Annotated in this window: 16 protein-coding genes and 1 pseudogene; 9 read left to right on the plus strand and 8 right to left on the minus strand. The window is 67.6% G+C overall.

Features of this window, described 5'->3' with window-relative positions; genetic code table 11:
• Nucleotides 1–5 precede the first annotated feature (5 nt).
• The 4 genes from HWX87_RS34195 to HWX87_RS38270 all read right to left on the minus strand — a co-directional run bounded on the left by HWX87_RS34195 (nucleotide 6) and on the right by HWX87_RS38270 (nucleotide 4,557).
• Nucleotides 6–1,964: an arylsulfatase gene (locus tag HWX87_RS34195; protein WP_176051288.1), complete on the minus strand. Its 1,959-nt coding sequence runs from the start codon at nucleotides 1,962–1,964 to the stop codon at nucleotides 6–8.
• 77 nt (nucleotides 1,965–2,041) lie between these two features.
• Complete coding sequence (locus tag HWX87_RS34200) at nucleotides 2,042–3,343, minus strand: MFS transporter (protein WP_176051289.1); 1,302 nt, start codon at nucleotides 3,341–3,343, stop codon at nucleotides 2,042–2,044.
• A gap of 127 nt (nucleotides 3,344–3,470) precedes the next feature.
• Complete coding sequence (locus HWX87_RS34205) at nucleotides 3,471–4,364, minus strand: DMT family transporter (RefSeq protein WP_176051290.1); 894 nt, start codon at nucleotides 4,362–4,364, stop codon at nucleotides 3,471–3,473.
• 70 nt (nucleotides 4,365–4,434) lie between these two features.
• Nucleotides 4,435–4,557, minus strand: coding sequence for a hypothetical protein (locus HWX87_RS38270; RefSeq protein ID WP_279612990.1), 123 nt, complete (start codon nucleotides 4,555–4,557; stop codon nucleotides 4,435–4,437).
• 95 nt (nucleotides 4,558–4,652) lie between these two features.
• On the opposite strand from HWX87_RS38270, the pseudogene HWX87_RS34210 reads away from it, so the two are divergent.
• Nucleotides 4,653–4,799 (plus strand): annotated as a pseudogene (locus tag HWX87_RS34210) (zinc-binding dehydrogenase); the annotation flags it as partial.
• Between the two features lie 48 nt (nucleotides 4,800–4,847).
• Here the strand turns inward: HWX87_RS34210 and HWX87_RS34215 are convergent.
• The 3 genes from HWX87_RS34215 to HWX87_RS34225 all read right to left on the minus strand — a co-directional run bounded on the left by HWX87_RS34215 (nucleotide 4,848) and on the right by HWX87_RS34225 (nucleotide 8,076).
• Entirely contained in the window at nucleotides 4,848–6,032 is a 1,185-nt protein-coding gene (locus tag HWX87_RS34215) for a porin (RefSeq protein ID WP_176051291.1), read from the minus strand.
• A gap of 53 nt (nucleotides 6,033–6,085) precedes the next feature.
• Nucleotides 6,086–6,868 (minus strand): ABC transporter substrate-binding protein, encoded by a 783-nt coding sequence (locus HWX87_RS34220; RefSeq protein ID WP_176051292.1) that lies wholly within the window; start codon nucleotides 6,866–6,868, stop codon nucleotides 6,086–6,088.
• A 74-nt stretch (nucleotides 6,869–6,942) separates the two neighbouring features.
• Nucleotides 6,943–8,076, minus strand: a complete 1,134-nt coding sequence (locus HWX87_RS34225) for a M20 aminoacylase family protein (protein ID WP_176051346.1) — start codon at nucleotides 8,074–8,076, stop codon at nucleotides 6,943–6,945.
• A gap of 184 nt (nucleotides 8,077–8,260) precedes the next feature.
• Here HWX87_RS34225 and HWX87_RS34230 point away from each other — a divergent pair, with 184 nt between their 5' ends.
• The 3 genes from HWX87_RS34230 (at nucleotide 8,261) to groL (ending at nucleotide 11,318) form a co-directional block, all read left to right on the plus strand.
• A complete protein-coding gene (locus tag HWX87_RS34230) occupies nucleotides 8,261–9,220 on the plus strand; it encodes a LysR substrate-binding domain-containing protein (protein WP_176051293.1) in 960 nt (319 codons plus the stop codon).
• Between the two features lie 154 nt (nucleotides 9,221–9,374).
• Complete coding sequence (groES, locus tag HWX87_RS34235) at nucleotides 9,375–9,665, plus strand: co-chaperone GroES (RefSeq protein WP_048248265.1); 291 nt, start codon at nucleotides 9,375–9,377, stop codon at nucleotides 9,663–9,665.
• A gap of 12 nt (nucleotides 9,666–9,677) precedes the next feature.
• Nucleotides 9,678–11,318 carry a chaperonin GroEL gene (gene groL / locus HWX87_RS34240; RefSeq protein WP_176051294.1) on the plus strand — a complete coding sequence of 547 codons (1,641 nt, stop codon included), beginning with the start codon at nucleotides 9,678–9,680 and terminating at the stop codon, nucleotides 11,316–11,318.
• A 113-nt stretch (nucleotides 11,319–11,431) separates the two neighbouring features.
• Here groL and HWX87_RS34245 read toward each other — a convergent pair whose 3' ends face one another.
• On the minus strand, nucleotides 11,432–12,310 hold the full coding sequence (locus tag HWX87_RS34245) for a LysR family transcriptional regulator (protein WP_176051295.1): 879 nt from the start codon (nucleotides 12,308–12,310) through the stop codon (nucleotides 11,432–11,434).
• Nucleotides 12,311–12,385: 75 nt separating this feature from the next.
• On the opposite strand from HWX87_RS34245, the gene HWX87_RS34250 reads away from it, so the two are divergent.
• From HWX87_RS34250 to HWX87_RS34270, 5 genes are all read left to right on the plus strand, one after another.
• Nucleotides 12,386–13,285 carry a CoA ester lyase gene (locus HWX87_RS34250; protein WP_176051296.1) on the plus strand — a complete coding sequence of 300 codons (900 nt, stop codon included), beginning with the start codon at nucleotides 12,386–12,388 and terminating at the stop codon, nucleotides 13,283–13,285.
• Nucleotides 13,282–14,535, plus strand: coding sequence for a CoA transferase (locus tag HWX87_RS34255; protein ID WP_176051297.1), 1,254 nt, complete (start codon nucleotides 13,282–13,284; stop codon nucleotides 14,533–14,535). The genes HWX87_RS34250 and HWX87_RS34255 overlap by 4 nt, the downstream gene beginning before the upstream one ends.
• Nucleotides 14,536–14,591: 56 nt before the next feature.
• A complete protein-coding gene (locus HWX87_RS34260; protein WP_176051298.1) occupies nucleotides 14,592–15,515 on the plus strand; it encodes an amidohydrolase family protein in 924 nt (307 codons plus the stop codon).
• Nucleotides 15,516–15,586: 71 nt separating this feature from the next.
• Complete coding sequence (locus tag HWX87_RS34265) at nucleotides 15,587–16,957, plus strand: TIGR00366 family protein (protein ID WP_176051299.1); 1,371 nt, start codon at nucleotides 15,587–15,589, stop codon at nucleotides 16,955–16,957.
• A gap of 16 nt (nucleotides 16,958–16,973) precedes the next feature.
• Nucleotides 16,974–18,419: an MmgE/PrpD family protein gene (locus HWX87_RS34270; RefSeq protein ID WP_176051300.1), complete on the plus strand. Its 1,446-nt coding sequence runs from the start codon at nucleotides 16,974–16,976 to the stop codon at nucleotides 18,417–18,419.
• Nucleotides 18,420–18,498 lie beyond the last annotated feature (79 nt).

The raw sequence follows: 18,498 nt of genomic DNA on the forward strand, positions 1-18,498 counted from the left end.
CGCGATCAGTAGTAGCCGCGCGGACGCAGCGGCTCGACACCGCCGACGTTGCTCATGTAGGTCTTCCACTGGTCGACGAGCGTGCCGATCACCGACGGGTTCTGCGCCGACACGTCGGTCGTCTCGCCGCGATCCGACGCGAGGTCGTACAGTTGCCAATGACCGTCGAGCGGCCCGAGCGGCGGCTCGGTCCACAACGCCTTCCAGCGGCCGTCGGCGCTGCGCAGGTAGGCGCGGCCGTACGCTTCGTCGCCGAACGGCGTCGTGTGCACTTCGCCCGTCGCCGAGCCCGTGAGCACCGGCAGCAGCGACTGGCCCGTGACCGGATACACGTAGCGGTTGTTGTAGATCACCTTGCCCTTGTTCTGGTCGACGCCCGTCAGGGTATTGACGAGCGGTGGCGCCGGCTGCGACGGCGGCGTGACGCCCGCGACCGCGAGGAACGTCGCCGTGTTGTCGGTCACGTGCGTGAATGCGCGCAGCGTCGGCAACTGCTGCGACTGGCCAGGCAACCGCACGATCGTCGGTGTCGACACGCCGCCTTCGGCCGAATAGCCCTTCGTGAGCCGGAACGGCGACGCGCTCACTTCGGCCCAGCGCAGCCCGTACTGCAGGCGCTGCGCGTTCTGCTTGCCGTTGTCGGTGCCGAGCGTCGAATAGGTCGGATCCTGCCCGTTCGCGGTGTCGGTCGCCGTCGGGTCCGCGCCGCCGTCGATGGGCCAGCCTTCCGCACCGTTGTCCGACTGGAACATGATGAACGTGTTGTCGTATTCGCCGATGTCCTTCAGGTGCTGGATCAGCAGGCCGATGTTGTAGTCGAGGTTCTCGACCATCCCCGCGTAGATCTCCATGTAGCGCGCCTGGGCCTTTCGCTCCGCCGGCGACAGGCTCGACCACAGCTTGTCGACCTTGCCTGCACCGTAATCGCTGTAGCCGTCCGCAGCCGAATGCACGGCGCTGATGTATTTCGCGTTCGCGGCGCCGTTGTTCGCGGTCGCGGGCGACGCGACCGTCGTTTCGGGCAGGCCGTCGAACGGCTTGAAGTCGGCGGGAATCAGGCCGAGCGCCTTCTGCCGCGCGATCCGCGCGTTGCGGATCGCGTCGTAACCGGCGTCGTATACGCCCGCGTACTTGTGCAGCCAGGGGTCGGGCACCTGCAGCGGCCAGTGCGGCGACGTGTAGGCCGCGTAGGCGAAGAACGGCTTGCCGTCGCGCTGGTTCGAATCGATGTAGGAGATCAGCTTCTGCGTATAGAAATCGGTCGAATAGAACACGGCCGGGCTGCCGCCCGTACCGCCCGGTTGCCCGGGCTGGCCAGGCTGCACGTAGCGGCCGTCTTCCGTGTAGTTCGATGAGCCGGCCGGTTCGTGCGCGAAGTGATTCGTCGCCGCGCCGCCGAGCAGCACGTAGCTGCGCTCGAAGCCCCACTGGTCAGGCGTCTGCCCGCTGCCCGTCGCGCTGCCGACGATCCCCGAGCCGATGTGCCACTTGCCCGCGATATACGTGTGGTAGCCGGCGTCCTTCAGCAGTTGCGCGAACGACAGCGCGCGATCGTTCAGGTAGCCCTCGTAGCCGGGCAGCCCGCGCCGCTCGTCGGTCGGCACGCCCATCGTGCCTTCGCCGACGAGATGGTGATCGGTGCCGGACACCAGCATCGCGCGCGTGATCGCGCAGACGGTGCCCGTGTGGTGGTTCGACAGGATGCGGCCCGATGCGACGAGCGCGTCGAGGTTCGGCGTGTTGATCTCGCCGCCGAACGCATGGATGTCGGAATAGCCGAGGTCGTCGGCCATGATGTACAGGATGTTCGGACGTTTCGCGGCCTGCGGCGGCGTCGTATTGGCCTGCGGCGGCGGCGAATCGCTGTCGACGCCGCCGCACGAGGCGAGCGACACCGCGCCGGCGATCGCGGCGCAGACGACACGGAAACGGAAAGCATGCAACGGCGAAGCGGACTTTTTCATTATTGTTGACGCTCGATCTACGGGATCGGCGATCTTAGCGTCGCCCGCGCGGCGCCCAAAGTCGGATTCGTCACATGCTAACGGGGTGCGGGAATATGCATCGCGCGCCGCGATGCGATCCGCCATGCAAGCACACCGCCCGCCAGCAATGCGACCGCGACGAGCAGCAGCGCGAGATCGTACGAATGCGTGACGTCCTTGATCCGCCCCATCACCGGCGGCAGCGCGAGCCCGGCGATGTTCGCGACCGCATTGATCAGCGCGATCGATGCGGCGGCCGTGAGGCCCGACACGTATTCGGTCGTGACGGCCCAGAACACCGGTGTCGCGGCCCAGTTGAAACCGACTGCGAGCACGAGCAGCGCATACGCGACCGGCAGCACCGGCGTATGGATCGCCGCGACCAGCAGCGTGCCGGCCAGCAGCATCGGCACGCCGAGATGCAGCGCGCGTTCGCCGCCGAGATCCGAATGGCGGCCGTTCAGATACATCGCGACGCACGCGAACAGGAACGGCAGCGCGGACAGGCTGCCGACCGTGAAGCTCGACTGCCCCGACAGGCTCTTCACGAGCAGCGGCAGGAACAGCGTGAGGCCGATCGTGCCGAACGCCTGCAGCAGCCAGAACGCGGCGAGCGCCCACACCTTGCCGTCGCCGAACGCACGCCGCAGTGCGACGCCGTGCGACAGGTGTTCGCGCGGCGCGCTGTCGCGCAGCGTCGCTTCGAGCCACGCGCGCTCGTCGGCCGGCAGCCAGCGCGCATGCGCGGGCGTGTCCGGCAGGCGGCGCAGCACGACGAACCCGAGCAGCAGCGCGGGCACGCCTTCGAGCAGGAACAGCCAGCGCCAGCCTTCGATGCCGAGCACGCCGTTCAGGTTCAGCAGCGCGCCGGACAGTGGCAGCCCGATCACCGAGGCGAGCGTCGCGCCGATGTAGAAGAATGACATCGCGCGCGCCCGATCGCTCTGCGGGTACCACGCGGACAGGTAGTAGATGATGCCCGGCGTGAAACCCGCTTCGGCCGCACCGAGCAGCAGGCGCATCGCATAGAGCTGCCCTGGCGTATGAACGGCGCTCATCGCGGCCGCGACGATGCCCCACGTGATCATGATCCGCGCGATCCAGCGGCGCGCGCCGACGCGCGCGAGGAACAGGTTGCTCGGCACCTCGAAGAGGATGTACGTCACGTAGAACAGCCCCGCGCCGAGCCCGTACATTTCGGCGCTGAGGCCGAGGTCGGCGTTCATCTGCAGCGCCGCGACCGAGATGTTCGAGCGGTCGATGTACGCGACGAGGTACAGCAGCATCAGGAACGGAATCAGGCGCAGGTTCAGGCGCCGCATCGTCGCGGCGTGCAACTGCGGGGAGGCGGCATTCATCGGCATGTCTCCTGGATCGTCTCGCGCGCGGCGCGGCGTCATGCAAGCCAGTCTAGGAGGCCAGTTAAATTCGCGTCAATTATCGGGATGTCTTCTCGATATGTGAGACGTCGCCGGGTGCGTGCGTTCAGTAGCGCATCACGAGAAACAGCCCGGCCGCCGCGAGCGCCATGCCGGGCCATGCGAGCACGCCGATCGTCTCGCCGAGCGCCACCAGCGCGATCAGCGCGGTCGCGGGAGGAATCAGGAAGAACAGCGCCGACACACGCGACGCCTCGCCGTAGCGCACCATCGCGAGCAGCAGCGAGATCGCGATCAGCGAGTTGCAGATGACGAGGTACGCCAGCGACCCGGCGAGGCCGGCCGTCCATTCAACGTGCATCGGTTCGAGCGCGAACGCGAGCGGCGCGGTGACGGCCAGGCCGACCGCGTACTGCACGAGGTTCGCGGTGACCGGATGAACGTCGGTGCCGAAACGCTTTTCCCACAGCGTGCCGCCGGTGATGCACGCAAGCGCAAGCAACGCAAAGGCCAGCGCCCACGGCGAAGCAACGTCGACCGACGAGCGCGCGAGGATCACGAGCACCGCGCCCGCGGCGCCGAGCGCGAGCCCGAGCCAGCGCAGCGCGCCGACGCGTTCGCCGGCGATCATCGGCGCGAGCAGCCCGACGAGGATCGGCTGCTGCGACGTGACGAGCGCGACCGCGCCGGCCGACATGCCGAGCTTCAGGCTCAGGTACGTGAACGCGAAATAGCCAGCCTGCAGCAGCAGCCCGACGACGACGAGATCGCGCCATGCGCGCCGCGTGCGCGGCAACGGCGGGCGCAACCACAGGAACGGACCGGCGAGCAACGCCACGACGCACGCATAGCGCAATGCAAGGAACGTGAGCGGATCGGCATAGCGCAGGCCGAGCTTCAGGAACACGAAGCCGCTGGCCCACAGCAGCAGGAACAGCGCGGGCGCGAAGCGCAGCCAGCCGGGTTGTCGCGCAGCCGCCGGGGGATCGACCGCTGTCATGCGCGTGCGCCTTGCGTTGCCTGGCGAGCGTCCGCCCCGTTCGCGCCGGGGTCGCGCGCGGGCCGGCGCATCATCGACGGATCAGGTGATACACGACGTTCAGCACGGTCACGACGATGCCGATGACGATCAAGACCTGCAGCTTCCTGTTCATGACAGCGTACCCCCGCCGGTTCGTTGTGCGGGTGATCATACGCCGCGCCAACCGAACGTGCCGTGTCGCTACGAAGCGTGAGCGCCGCGCCGCGGTACGCGCTCGCCATCGGCGTCGCCGGACGCCAGCATGGCCGGAATCTCGTCGACCAGCGCGTCGACGCAAAGCGGATCAAGCCGGTGGTCGATCGCGTGCCCGGTTTCGACGAAGCGCCGCAGGCGTATGCGTACCTGCAGTCGGGGCAACATTTCGGCAAGGTCGTGATTCGCGTCGCGCAGTAATCGAACAAGGCGGCGGGCTGCCGTCCGCCGCCTTCCGGCCCGGGTCCGTCAGAACTTGTGCCGGATCCCCGCATGGACCATCAACTGCTTCCCGTTCGATGACAAGTCGGCCGCGCCGGGGACGTACGCCTGATCCAGCGACGAACCGGTCGCATCGCCGGCGATCCGCTGGTACGCGCCCATCAGGTAGACGTCCGTGCGCTTCGACAGGTTGTAGTCGGCCATCAGGCCGATCGAATGGATCTTCGGCTTCGCCGCGCCCGTCGTCGCGTCGTAACGCACCGTCGTGTACACGTACTGCGCGCCGACGAACAGGGCCGGCGTGAACTGGTACTTCCCGTTCACTTCGAAGTTCTGGTACTTGATCGACGTCACCGTGCCGCCTGCGAGCGGCCCGGTCGACGGTTCGATCGTCTCGTCGCCGAACAGGTACCCGACGTTCGCCGTGGGCCGCGTGACGTTGCTGTTCGTGTAGGCGAACCCGACTGTCGCGGGCCCCGCCGTGTAGTTGACGCCCGCACCGAAGATCCGCAGCCGCGCCGACACGAAGTTCGCATCGGCGCCGACCGATCCGGAACCCGCGATCCCGCCGCCCGATGTCGCGCCCGGGTTGTCCGCGTTCAGGAAGGCCGCGCCGACGAGCAAGCCGCCCCGCTCGTACTGCGCGCCGACGCTCCACTGGCGATTGTTCGCGAAACCCGTGTCATTGCTGAAGCTGTACGTGCCGCCGAACGAGAAGCCCGAGAAATCCGGGCTCGCGTACTTGACCGTATTGTTGACACGAAACGTGTTGCCCGTATTGTCGTTGTCGAGCGGGTGCGAGAACGGATAGACGCCCCAGCTGCCGTTGGCGGTCGTCGGTGCGAGATAGTCGACCACCGAATCGTATTGCCGACCGAGCGTCAGCGTGCCGTAGCGCGTGCTGCCCAGTCCCACGTACGCTTGCCGCCCGAACATGCGTCCGCCCTGTGCGAGCGTGCCGTTGTTCACGTTGAAGCCGCTTTCGATCTGGAACACGGCGTTGTATCCGCCGCCCAGATCTTCGGTACCCTTCAGCCCCCAGCGGCTTCCTTGTGCGAAGCCGCTCGCCATCTGCCATGCGCCGTGGCCGCCGACGTTGTTCGTATAGTCGATGCCCGCATCGACCAGGCCGTAAAGCGTGACACTGCCCTGCGCGAACGCCGGTGCTGCGCACAGCGCCGGAATCGCGACGAAAAACGATCTCCAATTCATTCGGTTTCCTTATTTATATTTTCATTTCTTCGCATACGCCGGTTTCGATCCGGTTACTTCGTGCCGTAGATGTCGAAGTCGAAGTACTTCTGGTTGATCTTCCGGTACGTGCCGTTCGCGAGGATCGTCGCCAGCGCGCGGTTGAAGGCGTCGCGCAGGTCGTTATCCTGCTTGCGCAGGCCGAGCCCGTCGCCCTGCCCGAAATACTTCACGTCGCCGATCGGTGCGCCGACGAACATGTAGTCCTTGCCCTGCGGTTTCTTCAGAAAGCCGTCACTGGCCGCGATCGACGCCTGAAACGCCGCGTCGAGTCGCCCCGACACGAGATCGGCATAGACCTGATCCTGATTCTGGTAAGACACGATCTGTACGCCCGCCGGCTGCCAGTTCGCGATCGCGTAATCGGCTTGCGCGGAACCCTGCTCGACGCCCACGCGCTTGCCTTTCAGCGCATCGGCCGTCGGCAGCAGCGGCGAACCCTTGTGCGCGATCAGCCGAGCCGGCGCATTCGAGATGCGGTTCGTGAAGGCGATCTGCTGCATCCGCTTCGGCGTGATCGTCATCGACGACGCAATCACGTCGAACTTGCGCGCGAGCAGGCCGGGAATCATCCCGTCGAAGCTCGACTCGACCCACACGCAACGTGCATGCAGTTCCGCGCACATGGCATTCGTGATGTCGATCCCGAACCCCGTCAACGTGCCGTCGGGCAGCTTGTATTCGAGCGGCGGGTAGGTCGGATCGACCCCGAGCCGGATCTCCTTGCCGGTCCAGTCGCCGGCGTGCGCCGTCCCTGTCGCCAGCGCCACCGCGAGTACCGCCATCCACTGTTTCATTGCCTGTCTCCTTGTGTGAAGCATGAATCGAAATCGTCCGGCGCGTCAGGCGCCGGTTCGTCGCGTAGCTGACGTCACCCGAGATACCGCTCCGCCAGCGCGACCCAGTAGCTCGCGCCCGTCGCGAGGCAGGCGTCGTTGAAGTCGTAGCCGGGATGGTGCAGCCCGCAACCGGTCGCACCGTCGCCGTTGCCGACGCCATTGCCGATCGACAGGTAGCTGCCGGGGCAGACGTCGAGCATGAACGCGAAATCCTCGCTTGCCGCGATCGGCCGCATGTGCGGAATCAGCGCTGCATCGCCGCCCCATTCGCGGGCCACGTCGCGCGCAAATGCCGTTTCCGCCGCATGATTGACGAGCACCGGATAACCGTACCGATAATCGATTTCGGCCGTTGCGCCGTAGCTCGCAGCCTGCCCGTGCACGATCGCGCGAATGCATCGTTCGAGCAGCGCGCGTACGTCCGGGGACAGCGCACGCACGCTGAGTGCCAGTTCCGCGTACGACGGGATCACGTTCGACGCGGTACCGGCATGAATCGAGCCGGCGGACACGATCGCGAGATCCTGCGGATTCACGTTGCGCGACACGACCGTCTGCAGCGCCATCACGATCGATGCGCACACGACCACCGGATCGACCGCCGTGTGCGGCGCGGCGCCATGCCCGCCGCGCCCGATCACGCGCACGCGCACCTCGTCGGCCGACGCCATCGCCGGGCCGTCGCAGAAGCCGAGAACACCGGCCGGCAAGCCCGGTACGTTGTGCATCGCGAATACCGCATCGCACGGAAATCGCGTGAACAGTCCGTCGTCGATCATCCGCTTCGCGCCGCCGAGCCCTTCTTCCGCCGGCTGAAAAATCAGGTTCAACGTGCCGGTGAAGCGCGCCCGCCCGGCAAGACAGCGGGCCGCCGCAAGCAGCATCGCCGTATGACCGTCGTGGCCGCATGCGTGCATCACGCCGTCGTGTCGGCTGGCATGCGGCAGCGCGGTCGTCTCCTGGATCGGCAGCGCGTCCATGTCGGCACGCAACCCGAGTCGTTTCCCGGCGCCGCGCGTCAACGTGCCGATCACGCCCGTGCCGCCGATTCCTCGTGTGACCTGATAACCCCATGTTGTCAGCAAGCCAGCGACGAGATCGCTCGTCGCATGCTCTTCGAAGCCGAGTTCCGGATGCGCGTGAAGCCGGTGGCGCAGCGCGATCATCTCCGCTTCAATGGCGGCCATTTCCGGCTGGATAGGATTTTGTTCCAACCCCGATTCTCCTTTGCACGTTCCGGTTGCCGATTGCTCCGATGACCAATCGTGGCCGAATCGTATGCAGCGGAAATCCCTTCGAACAGCCGCGCTTTCGTTATGATGACAACCTTTCGTTGTCGGGTATCACGCCATGAGCAGCATGAAACTGCATCAGTTGCAGGCCCTCGTCGCGAGCGCGGAGGCCGGCAGCATTCGCGGCGCGGCGCGTGCGCTCGGGCTGTCGCAGGCAGCCGTCACGCGCGCGCTGCGCGAACTGGAAGCGAGCGAGCGCCTGCCGCTGCTCGTGCGCGCGCCGGAAGGGATCGGCTTCACCGAATACGGAAAGACGCTGCTCACGCACGCGAAACTCGTATTGAAGCAGCTCGAACACGCGCAGAGCGATCTCGAACGGATGCGCGGCCGCATCGAGGGCCGGCTGAGCATCGGCGTCACGCCGTGGCTCGCGACGACGTTTCTCGCGGAGACGGTTCTGCGGTTTCGCGAGCGGATGCCCGACGTGCGACTCGAACTCCACGAAGCGCTGATCGCCGTCGCCCAGCCGCTGCTGCGCGACGGCAGCATGGATTTCGCGCTCGGGCATGTGCCGCCGGGCGGCACGCAGGAATTCGCCTGCGAACCGATGCTGCGCTACGAGACGTCGGTCATGGTGCGTGCCGGCCATCCGCTCGAACGCGCGCGGTCGATTCACGACCTGCTCGACAACGACTGGGTGCTGAATTTCGCGGCCGACGGGCAGGCCGCGCTCGTCGACTATCTGTTCACGCGCCACGGCGCACGGATCGACGAGCGGCGCATCGTTCGCGCACAGTCGGTCGCCATGTTGCAGACGATGCTCGAACAGGCCGACATGTGCACGTGGTGCCCGACGATTCTCGCGGCCGTGCACCCGTTCGGCGAACGGATGCGCGCCTTGCCGTTGAAGGAGACGTTCGAGCCGCGCGACCTCGGGATCGTCACGCGCCGCAGCAGCACGCTGAGCGACGCCGCGCGCTGCTTTATCGAGTGCCTGCTGCAGGTGATCCGCCGGCATGCGAGATCCGCCAGCAAGGAGGATCTCGCGCTGTTCCGCACGGTATCGCTGCTGATCTGACGGCTTGCCGCGCCCATCTTCCGTCCATAGCGCATCCGCGCAAATGCTTTTCCGAATCCGTTATTGGATCGCGCCGCCGCGCATTTTTATACTCGTCAGCACTCTCTGTTAAAGAGTGCCAGCCAATCCGGACCGAACAGCACAGGATGAAAAAATGAGCCTACGCCCCTTGCACGACCGCGTGATCGTGAAGCGACTCGACCAGGAAACCACCACCGCGTCGGGCATCGTGATCCCCGACAGCGCCGCCGAAAAGCCCGACCAGGGCGAAGTAATCGCCGTCGGCCCCGGCCGCAAGGATGCGGACGGCCAGCGCATCGTGCTCGACCTGCAGGTCGGCGAGCGCGTGCTGTTCGGCAAATACGCGGGCCAGGCCGTCAAAGTGGACGGCAACGAGTTTCTCGTGCTGCGCGAGGAAGACATCGTCGCGGTCGTCAATCAATAACGGAGCGCAATCATGGCAGCCAAGGAAATCATTTTCAGTGACATCGCACGGTCGAAGCTGACCGAAGGCGTGAACATTCTCGCGAACGCAGTGAAGGTCACGCTCGGGCCGAAGGGCCGCAACGTCGTGCTCGAACGCAGCTTCGGCGCGCCCGTCGTCACGAAGGACGGCGTGTCGGTCGCGAAGGAAATCGAACTCGCGGACAAGCTGCAGAACATCGGCGCGCAGCTCGTGAAGGAAGTCGCGTCGCGCACCAGCGACGCTGCCGGCGACGGCACGACGACGGCCACCGTGCTCGCGCAGGCGATCGTTCGCGAAGGCCAGAAATACGTGGCGGCCGGGCTCAACCCGCTCGACCTGAAGCGCGGCATCGACAAGGCCGTCGCAGCGGCCGTCGAGGAGCTGAAGAAGATCAGCAAGCCGACCACCACGAGCAAGGAAATCGCGCAGGTCGCGACGATCTCCGCGAACGGCGAGGAATCGATCGGGCAGCGCATCGCCGAAGCGATCGACCGCGTCGGCAAGGAAGGCGTGATCACCGTCGAGGACGGCAAGTCGCTCGCCGACGAGCTCGACGTCGTCGAAGGGCTGCAGTTCGATCGCGGCTACCTGTCGCCGTACTTCATCAACAATCCGGAGAAGCAGGTCGCCGAGATCGAAAGTCCGTACATCCTGCTGCACGACAAGAAGATCTCGAACATCCGCGACCTGCTGCCGGTGCTCGAACAGGTCGCGAAGTCGGGTCGCCCGCTGCTGATCATCGCGGAAGACGTCGAAGGCGAAGCGCTCGCGACGCTCGTCGTGAACAACATCCGCGGGATCCTGAAGACGGTCGCGGTCAAGGCGCCGGGCTTCGGCGATCGCCGCAAGGCGCTGCTCGAGGATATCGCGATCCTCACCGGCGGGCAGGTGATCGCCGAGGAAACGGGACTGACGCTCGAAAAGGCGACGCTCGCCGAGCTTGGCCAGGCGAAGCGCATCGAGGTCGGCAAGGAAAACACGACCGTGATCGACGGCGCGGGCGATGCGAAGAACATCGAGGCACGCGTGAAGCAGATCCGCGTGCAGATCGACGAAGCGACGTCGGATTACGATCGCGAGAAGCTGCAGGAACGCGTCGCGAAGCTCGCGGGCGGCGTCGCGGTGATCAAGGTCGGCGGCGCGACCGAAATCGAAGTGAAGGAGAAAAAGGACCGCGTCGACGACGCGCTGCACGCGACGCGCGCGGCCGTCGAGGAAGGCATCGTGCCGGGCGGCGGCGTTGCGCTCATTCGCGTGCGCCAGGCGATCCGCGAACTGAAAGGCGTGAATGCCGATCAGGATGCCGGCATCAAGATCGTGCTGCGCGCGCTCGAGGAACCGCTGCGCCAGATCGTCACGAATGCGGGCGAGGAAGCGAGCGTCGTCGTCGCGAAGGTCGCGGAAGGCGCGGGCAACTTCGGCTACAACGCGCAGACGGGCGAATATGGCGACCTCGTCGAATCGGGCGTGCTCGATCCGACCAAGGTCACGCGCACGGCGTTGCAGAACGCGGCGTCGGTGGCCGGGCTGCTGCTGACGACCGATGCGACCGTGTTCGAAGCGCCGAAGGATGCAGCGCCGGTCGCCGGCCCGGGCGGCCCGGGTGCGGGCGGGCCGGGGTTCGATTTCTGAGCGGCGCCATGCGCGCGCCGGTTCGCCGGCACGTCACGTGACACACCACGCGCGGCGACACCTGTCGCCGCGCGTTTTTTCATTCTGTCGCCATCTGCGCGGCCGCCGGCGGCTCAGCGACGCTGCACCATCCGGCGGCAGATCGCGAGCCATTCGCGAATCGCGCTCTCGCGTGCCGAGCCTCGGCGCCAGAGTATGCCGAAACGCCGCGGCTCGGTCGGCTTCGGCAACGCGAGCCGGACGATCCTCAGCCGCTCCGCGAGCGGCGACGCGATGTCCGGTACCAGCGACACGCCCAGCCCGCGCTCGACCATCATCGCGATCGCCAGCAGCGAATTGATCTCGAAGCGCTCGTGCGGATCGATCCCGTGATCGCGCAAATAGCGGTCGGCCTGCTTGCCGCCGCCGAGACTCCGGTCATAGCGAATCAGCGGCTCGTTGCGCAGCAGGTCGTGCGCATCGCGCGCGGCGAGATCCTGCGGCGCCAGCACGACGAGCGGCTCGATGCGCAGCAGTTCCCACACCATGCTTTTCGGCAGCGCGAAACTCGGATGCAGGCAGACGGCCGCATCGTGATCGCCCCGCCGCACGGATTCGTACAGCTCCGCCGACGTGCCGGACTGAATCAGCACCTTCAGCCGCGGATGCCGGGTCGCGAACTGCGCCAGCACATCGGGCAGGATGCTGTGCAGCGCGGTATTGATCGCGCCGAGACGCAATTCCCCGGACAGCTGCGCATCGTCGGCCGCGACCGACTTCAGGTCGTCGAACTCGCGGACGAGCCCGCGCGCACGTTCGAGCACGCGGTAGCCGGCCTCGGTCGGCCGCACCGAGCGGCCCGCGCGCGCGAGCAGCGTCGTACCCAGTTCCCGCTCCAGCACCCGCATCTGCAACGCGACCGCGGCAGGCGTGAGGTCGAGCCGGCGGGCGGCTTGCGCCATCGAGCCGGTGTCCGCGACGAGCACGAAGCTCTTGAGGAACACGATATCCATAAAGATAGTTTTTCTATCGTTTGAATGAATCAAACCTGTATTCATCCAGTGTAGCGGGATTTCTATACTGGCCGCATGAAAAGCAAACTGTTCGTTCCGGGCTCCCGCCCCGACCTCTTCGACAAGGCGTTGAACGGCCCGGCCGACGCCGTTTCGTTCGACCTTGAGGATGCGGTCGCCGAAGACCGCAAGGATGCCGCGCGCGCTGCGTTGCGCGCGCGGCTCGACCGGCCGCTGCCGGCCGGAAAAACCATCGTGGTGCGCGTGAACGCACTCGGCACGCGCGGTTTCGATGCCGATCTCGACGCAGTCGCGCGCCCCGGCGTCGCGATCGTCAACCTGCCGAAGCCCCGCGACGCGAACGACGTACGCGCTGCGGCAGCCGCGCTCGCACAGGCCGAGCGCCGCAACGGCGTCACGACGCCGATCGGGCTCCTCATCAACATCGAGACGCCGCGCGCGCTGCGGCTCGCAACTGAACTCGCGACAGCCGATCCGCGCGTGATCGGCTTGCAGCTCGGCCTCGCCGACCTGTTCGAACCGCTCGGCATCGACCGCCGCGAAACCGCCGCCCTCGTGCCCGTGATGCTCGCCGTACGTGTTGCCGCGGGCGAAGCGGGCATCCCCGCGTACGACGCGGCGTTCGCCGATATCGGCGACGCCGACGGTTTCCGCGCCGAGGCCGCGCTGGCGCGTCGGCTCGGCTTCGCGGGCAAGAGCTGCATCCATCCGACACAGATCGGCATCGCCAACGACGTGTTCCGGCCGACCCTCGACGAAATCGGCGCGGCGCTGCGCGTGCTCGACGCGGATCGGCTTGCCGTCGCCGACGGCCGCGGCGCATACGTGGTGGACGGCCGGATGGTCGACGCGCCGTTCGTCGCGCGCGCCCGCGCGATCGTCGACGAGGCGCTCGCGCTCGGCCTGATCCCGCCGCCCGGCATCGCCCCGCAACCCGCACGCATCGCGCCATGACCCGACACTTCATCGACGCTCCCGCCGCACCCGATTCGCACGCACCCGCCCCGCACACGGCCGATCGTGGCCGGGCCGGCGCCGGCCCGCTCGCCGGCATCCGCGTGCTCGACCTGAGCGCGTACATCGCCGGCCCCTACGGCTGCACGTTGCTGGCCGACCAGGGCGCCGACGTGATCAAGATCGAGCCGCCTGCCGGCGACAACCTGCGCAACTATCCATCGACGCTGGATACGCAGAGCCGCGCGTTCCTCGGCGTCAATCGCGGCAAGCGCGGGATCGTGCTCGATCTCAAGCAGCCGGCCGGGCGCGAGGTGCTGCTCGAACTCGTGCGCGACGCCGACGTGCTGGTCCACAATTTCCGGCCAGCCGTCCCCGCGCGGCTCGGCATCGATTACGCGCGGCTCCGCGAACACAATCCGCGCCTCGTTTACTGCGCAGTCACCGGCTACGGCGACTCGGGCCCGCTGAAGGACAAGGCCGGCTACGATCAGGTTCTGCAGGCGATGACCGGCATCTGCGCGCTGCAGGGTGAAGCCGGCGCGCCGCCGTCAATCGTGTACGGCTCGGTCGTCGACTATTACGCGGCGTCCCTCGTCGCGGCCGGCGTCGCGTCCGCGCTGTACGAGCGGACCCGCAGCGGTACCGGGCAATACGTGGGTATCTCGCTGCTGCGCGCCGCGCTCGCGATGCAGTCGGCGCGGCTCGTCTGGGCAGAAGACGAGCCGCGCGACGTCGGGCGCGACATGCGTTCCGGCGGCATCACGGGCCTGCATCCGACCCGCGACGGTTATCTCTACCTGTCCGCGAACACGCCGCATTTCTGGTGCGCGTTGTGCGTGAAGGTCGGCCTGCCCGCGCTCGCCGACGATCCGCGCTACGACACCGTACGCAAGCGTGCCGCCGCCCACGACGAACTCGTCCCGCTGCTGCGCGCCGCGCTGCTGGCCCGCACCGCGCGCGAATGGGAAACCGTGTTCGGCGACGAGGTGCCATGCGCCGCGGTACGCGAGATCGAAGACATGTTCGACGATCCGCAAGTCGACGCGGAACGGCTCGTCGCCGAATTCGACCATCCGGCGGCCGGCCGCTATCGCGGCTTCTGCCGGCCAATCGCGTTCGAGCGCACGCCGGGCCCCGATCCGTTCGGCGCACCGGCGCTCGGCGAGCACTCGGACGACGTGCTCGCCGAGCACGGCTACGATGACGAACGGCGCATCGAGCTGCGGCGTCGCGGCGCCATTCGCTGAAGCGCCTGCCTGCCAGCAGCGCGCCGGCCGAACGACAAGACTCACCCGGAGACGCCATGAGAAGACGTACGTTCCTCGCCTCGCTCGCCGCCGCGAGCACATCGCACACGCATGCATCCGGCGCCGCGGCGGCCGAAGCGACGACCCGGCCGGTGCGCGCCGCGCCACCGCATGCGTGCGACGCGCACCTCCATGTCTTCGACCGCCGCTTCCCGTCCGAACCCGGCGCCCAGGTCTACGCGCATGCGACGGCGGACGACTATCGCCGCGCGATCCAGGCCAGGCTCGGCACCACGCGCGCCGTCGTCGTCACGCCGCGCGCCTACGCAGCCGACAACAGCGTGACGCTCGATGCGATACGGCAGCTCGGTGCGGACCGCACGCGCGGCGTCGGCGTGGTGCGCGCGGACGTGACGGACGCCGAATTGCGCGCGCTCCACAACGGCGGCATCCGCGGCATCCGGTTCACGCTCTATCGCCCCGAGCATGCCCCCACGAGCTTCGACATGGTCGAGGCGTTGTCTGCGCGCGTGCATGCGCTCGGCTGGCATGTGCAGCTCCACTGGACGGCCGACCAGATCGTCGCGCACGAGGCGCTGCTGATGCGCCTGCCGTCGACCATCGTGTTCGACCACATGGCGCGCCTGCCGCAACCGGCCGGCACGTCGCACCCCGCGTTCGCGATCGTGCGCCGTCTCGTCGACCAGGGCAGGACCTGGATCAAGCTTTCCGGGCCATACCTCGATTCGCGCGTCGGCGCGTCAGGACGGTACGCCGACGTCGACGCGGTCGCCCGTGCTTGGGTCGCCGCGGCGCCGGAGCGCCTGGTATGGGGCAGCGACTGGCCGCATGCGACGGAATCCGCCGCGCCGGACGACGCTCGACTGTTCGATCAACTCGCGGACTGGGCGCCCGACGAACGCCTGCGCGAGCGAATCCTCGTCCGCAATCCGGCCCGCCTGTACGACTTCCCCGACTGACCGCCACACCGATGCGACGACGAACCGTCGGCACGCATCGCCGACACGACAAACACCAACAGGAGACATGCATGCGCCTCGCCGATTCCCCGCCTCGTGCGGTCCGCATCCGCCTGACGGACGCAACGATTCGCGCGTTCGAGCGCACGATTCCCGATCCATTCGTACTCGCGCTGCTGATCACCGCATTCGTCGCCGTGTTGGCCGTCGCGATCGCGCCGCGCGCGACGCCTGCCGCAATGATCTCCGGGTGGACCAAGGGATTCTTCGATATCCTCACGTTCACGGCGCAAATGGCGCTCGTGTTCGCAACCGGACATGCGCTGGCCCACGCACCGCTCGTGCAGCGCGCGTTCCGCGCGATCGTCTCGTTCGCGCGTACGCCCGCTCAGGCGGCAACCCTGGTATTTCTGTCGGTGGCCGTCACATCGTTCGTCAACTGGGCATTCGGCCTCGTGATCAGCGCGCTGCTGGCACGCGAGGTGGCGAAACGCCTGCGTGTGGATTTCGCGTGGATCGTCGCGTGCGGATTCTCGGGGTGGGTCGTGTGGGCGAGCGGGCTGTCCAGTTCGATCGCGCTTGCCCAATCGACGCCCGGCAGCGCGATGAACGTCGTCGAGAAACTGACCGGCCACGTGATGCCGTTCAGCGAAACCGTGCTGACGCGCTTCAACCTGGTTCCGACGCTCGCGATGCTCGTGCTGACGCCCGCGCTGCTCGTCTGGCTCATGCCCGACCCGGCGCGCGCCGAAGCGCTGCAGCCGGACGCAACGCCCACCGCGCCCGCATCCGGCGCATCCGGCGCCGGCGAGCGCCGCTCGCCGGCGCAGTGGCTCGAGCAGTCGTGCGCACTCAGCGTCCTCGCCGGACTGTTCGGCCTGTCGGTACTGGCGCTGTCGTACGCGGGCCGCATTCCGCTGGCCGGCGTCAACGTCGTGATTCTCGCGATGCTCACGGCGGGCGTGCTGCTCCATGGCCATCCGCTCGCCTATGCGCGCGCGATCAAGCAGGCGACCGCGCAAACCGGGTCGCTGCTGGTTCAATACCCGCTGTACGGCGGCATCATGGGGCTGATGGATGCAACAGGCCTGCCGGGTGTCATCGCGCACGGCTTCATCGCGATCGCAACCGCCGACACGCTGCCGTTCTGGAGCTATGTCTGCTCGCTCGCGATCACGTTCCTGATCCCGAGCGGCGGCGGACACTGGGCCGTGCAGGGTCCGTTCGTGGTGCCGGCCGCCGTCGCACTGCACGCGTCGCTGCCCGCGACGACGATGGCCGTCGCGATGGGCGAACAGGTGTCGAACATGATGCAGCCGTTCTGGGTCGCACCGGTGGTCGCGATGGCCGGCATCGGTGTGCAGCGGGTGCTCGGCTATACCGCGCTGACGTTCGTGCTGGGTGCGCTCGTCTACGGCTGCGCGCTGCTGTGGCTCGTCTGACGCGCATGGAGGCACGATGAATCGCAGAACGTTTCTCGCCGCGCTCGGCGCAGCCGCCGCTTGCCCCGCCCTCGTCCGTGCCGCGCCCGCGGCCCCCTCCATCGCGCGCCAATTGGCCGACTATGCCGCCTCGCTGACCTGGGACGCACTCGACGCAACGACGATCGAAACCGCGAAGGCGCACCTGATCGATGCACTCGGCTGCGCGATGCTCGCCCGCGATGCCCCGCCGGTCGCAATGTGCCGGCGCATCGCCACGACGGTGACGGGACCCTCGACGCTCATCGGCACGCGACAACGCTCGACACCCGACCTCGCGGCGTTCGCCAACGGCGCGGCCCTCCGCTACGAAGACTTCAACGATCTGTATGTCGGCCTCGAACCGGGCCATCCAAGCGACAACGTCGCGCCATGCCTGGCGGTGGCGGAAGCCGAGCAGGCAAGCGGACGCGACCTGCTGCTCTCGATCGTGCTCGCCTACGAGATCGACTGCCGGCTGCTGGACGCCGCAAACCTCACGAGCCGCGGCTGGGACCATCCCGTCTACAGCCTGCCGGCCGTCGCACTGGCGGCAGGCAGGCTGATGCGGCTCGATCGCGACCGGATGGAGCAGGCGGTCAACCTGTCGCTCGGCGGCCATCTCGCGATGAACCAGACGCGCGTGCAGCAGCTGTCCGACTGGAAAGGCCTCGCGGATGCATCCGCGGCGCGCGACGGCGTGTTCGCCGCGCAACTCGCCCGCGAAGGCGTGAGCGGGCCCGCTCCGATCTTCGAAGGCCGAGCCGGACTGTTCCGGCAGGTGTCGGGCCCGTTCGCGCTCGACGTCACGTCGTTCGGCGGCCGGGGACGCGCCTTCCGGATCGATGCGTGCGCGATCAAGCCCTATCCGGCCCAGGGCTACACGCTGACCGCGATTCCAGCCGCGATCGACCTCGCGACCCGGGTCGGCGACCTCGGACGCATCCGCGCGATCCATATCGACACGACATACATGGGCTACGTGACGGCCGGCCGCGATCCCGAGAAATGGCGGCCCGAGACGCGCGAGACGGCCGATCACAGCCTGCCCTATGTCGTCGCGCGTGCGCTGCTCGACCGCGAGATCACGCGCGACAGCTACACGCCGGCTGCGCTGCGCGACCCGGCCGTCCGCGCGCTGATGGCCGTCACGACGGTCGCCGAGGATGCGCGCCTCACCGCGATGCAACCGCACGCGATTCCGAATCGGCTCACCGTGACGCTCGACGACGGACGCAAGCTCGAACGCGAAGTCGACACGTTGCCCGGCTTCCCCGGCCAACCGACGTCGCGCCCCGATACCGAGCGCAAGTTCCTGCGCAACGTCGGGTCGCTCCTGCCCGAGGAACGGGCGCGGCGCGCACTCGACGCGCTCTGGGCGCTCGAGTTGCGCACCGACGTGAACGGATTGCTGGCACTGCTGGCCGTCGAGCGGGATGCATGAATGGCGCCCTCATGGGCCGGAGGGCGCCGCCGCACGCCACGTGCGAAGCGTGGTGGCGGCGCCTCGCTCGGGTAAGATG

Source organism: Burkholderia sp. BCC1644 (genome assembly GCF_902833225.1).
Taxonomy (GTDB): Bacteria; Pseudomonadota; Gammaproteobacteria; order Burkholderiales; family Burkholderiaceae; genus Burkholderia.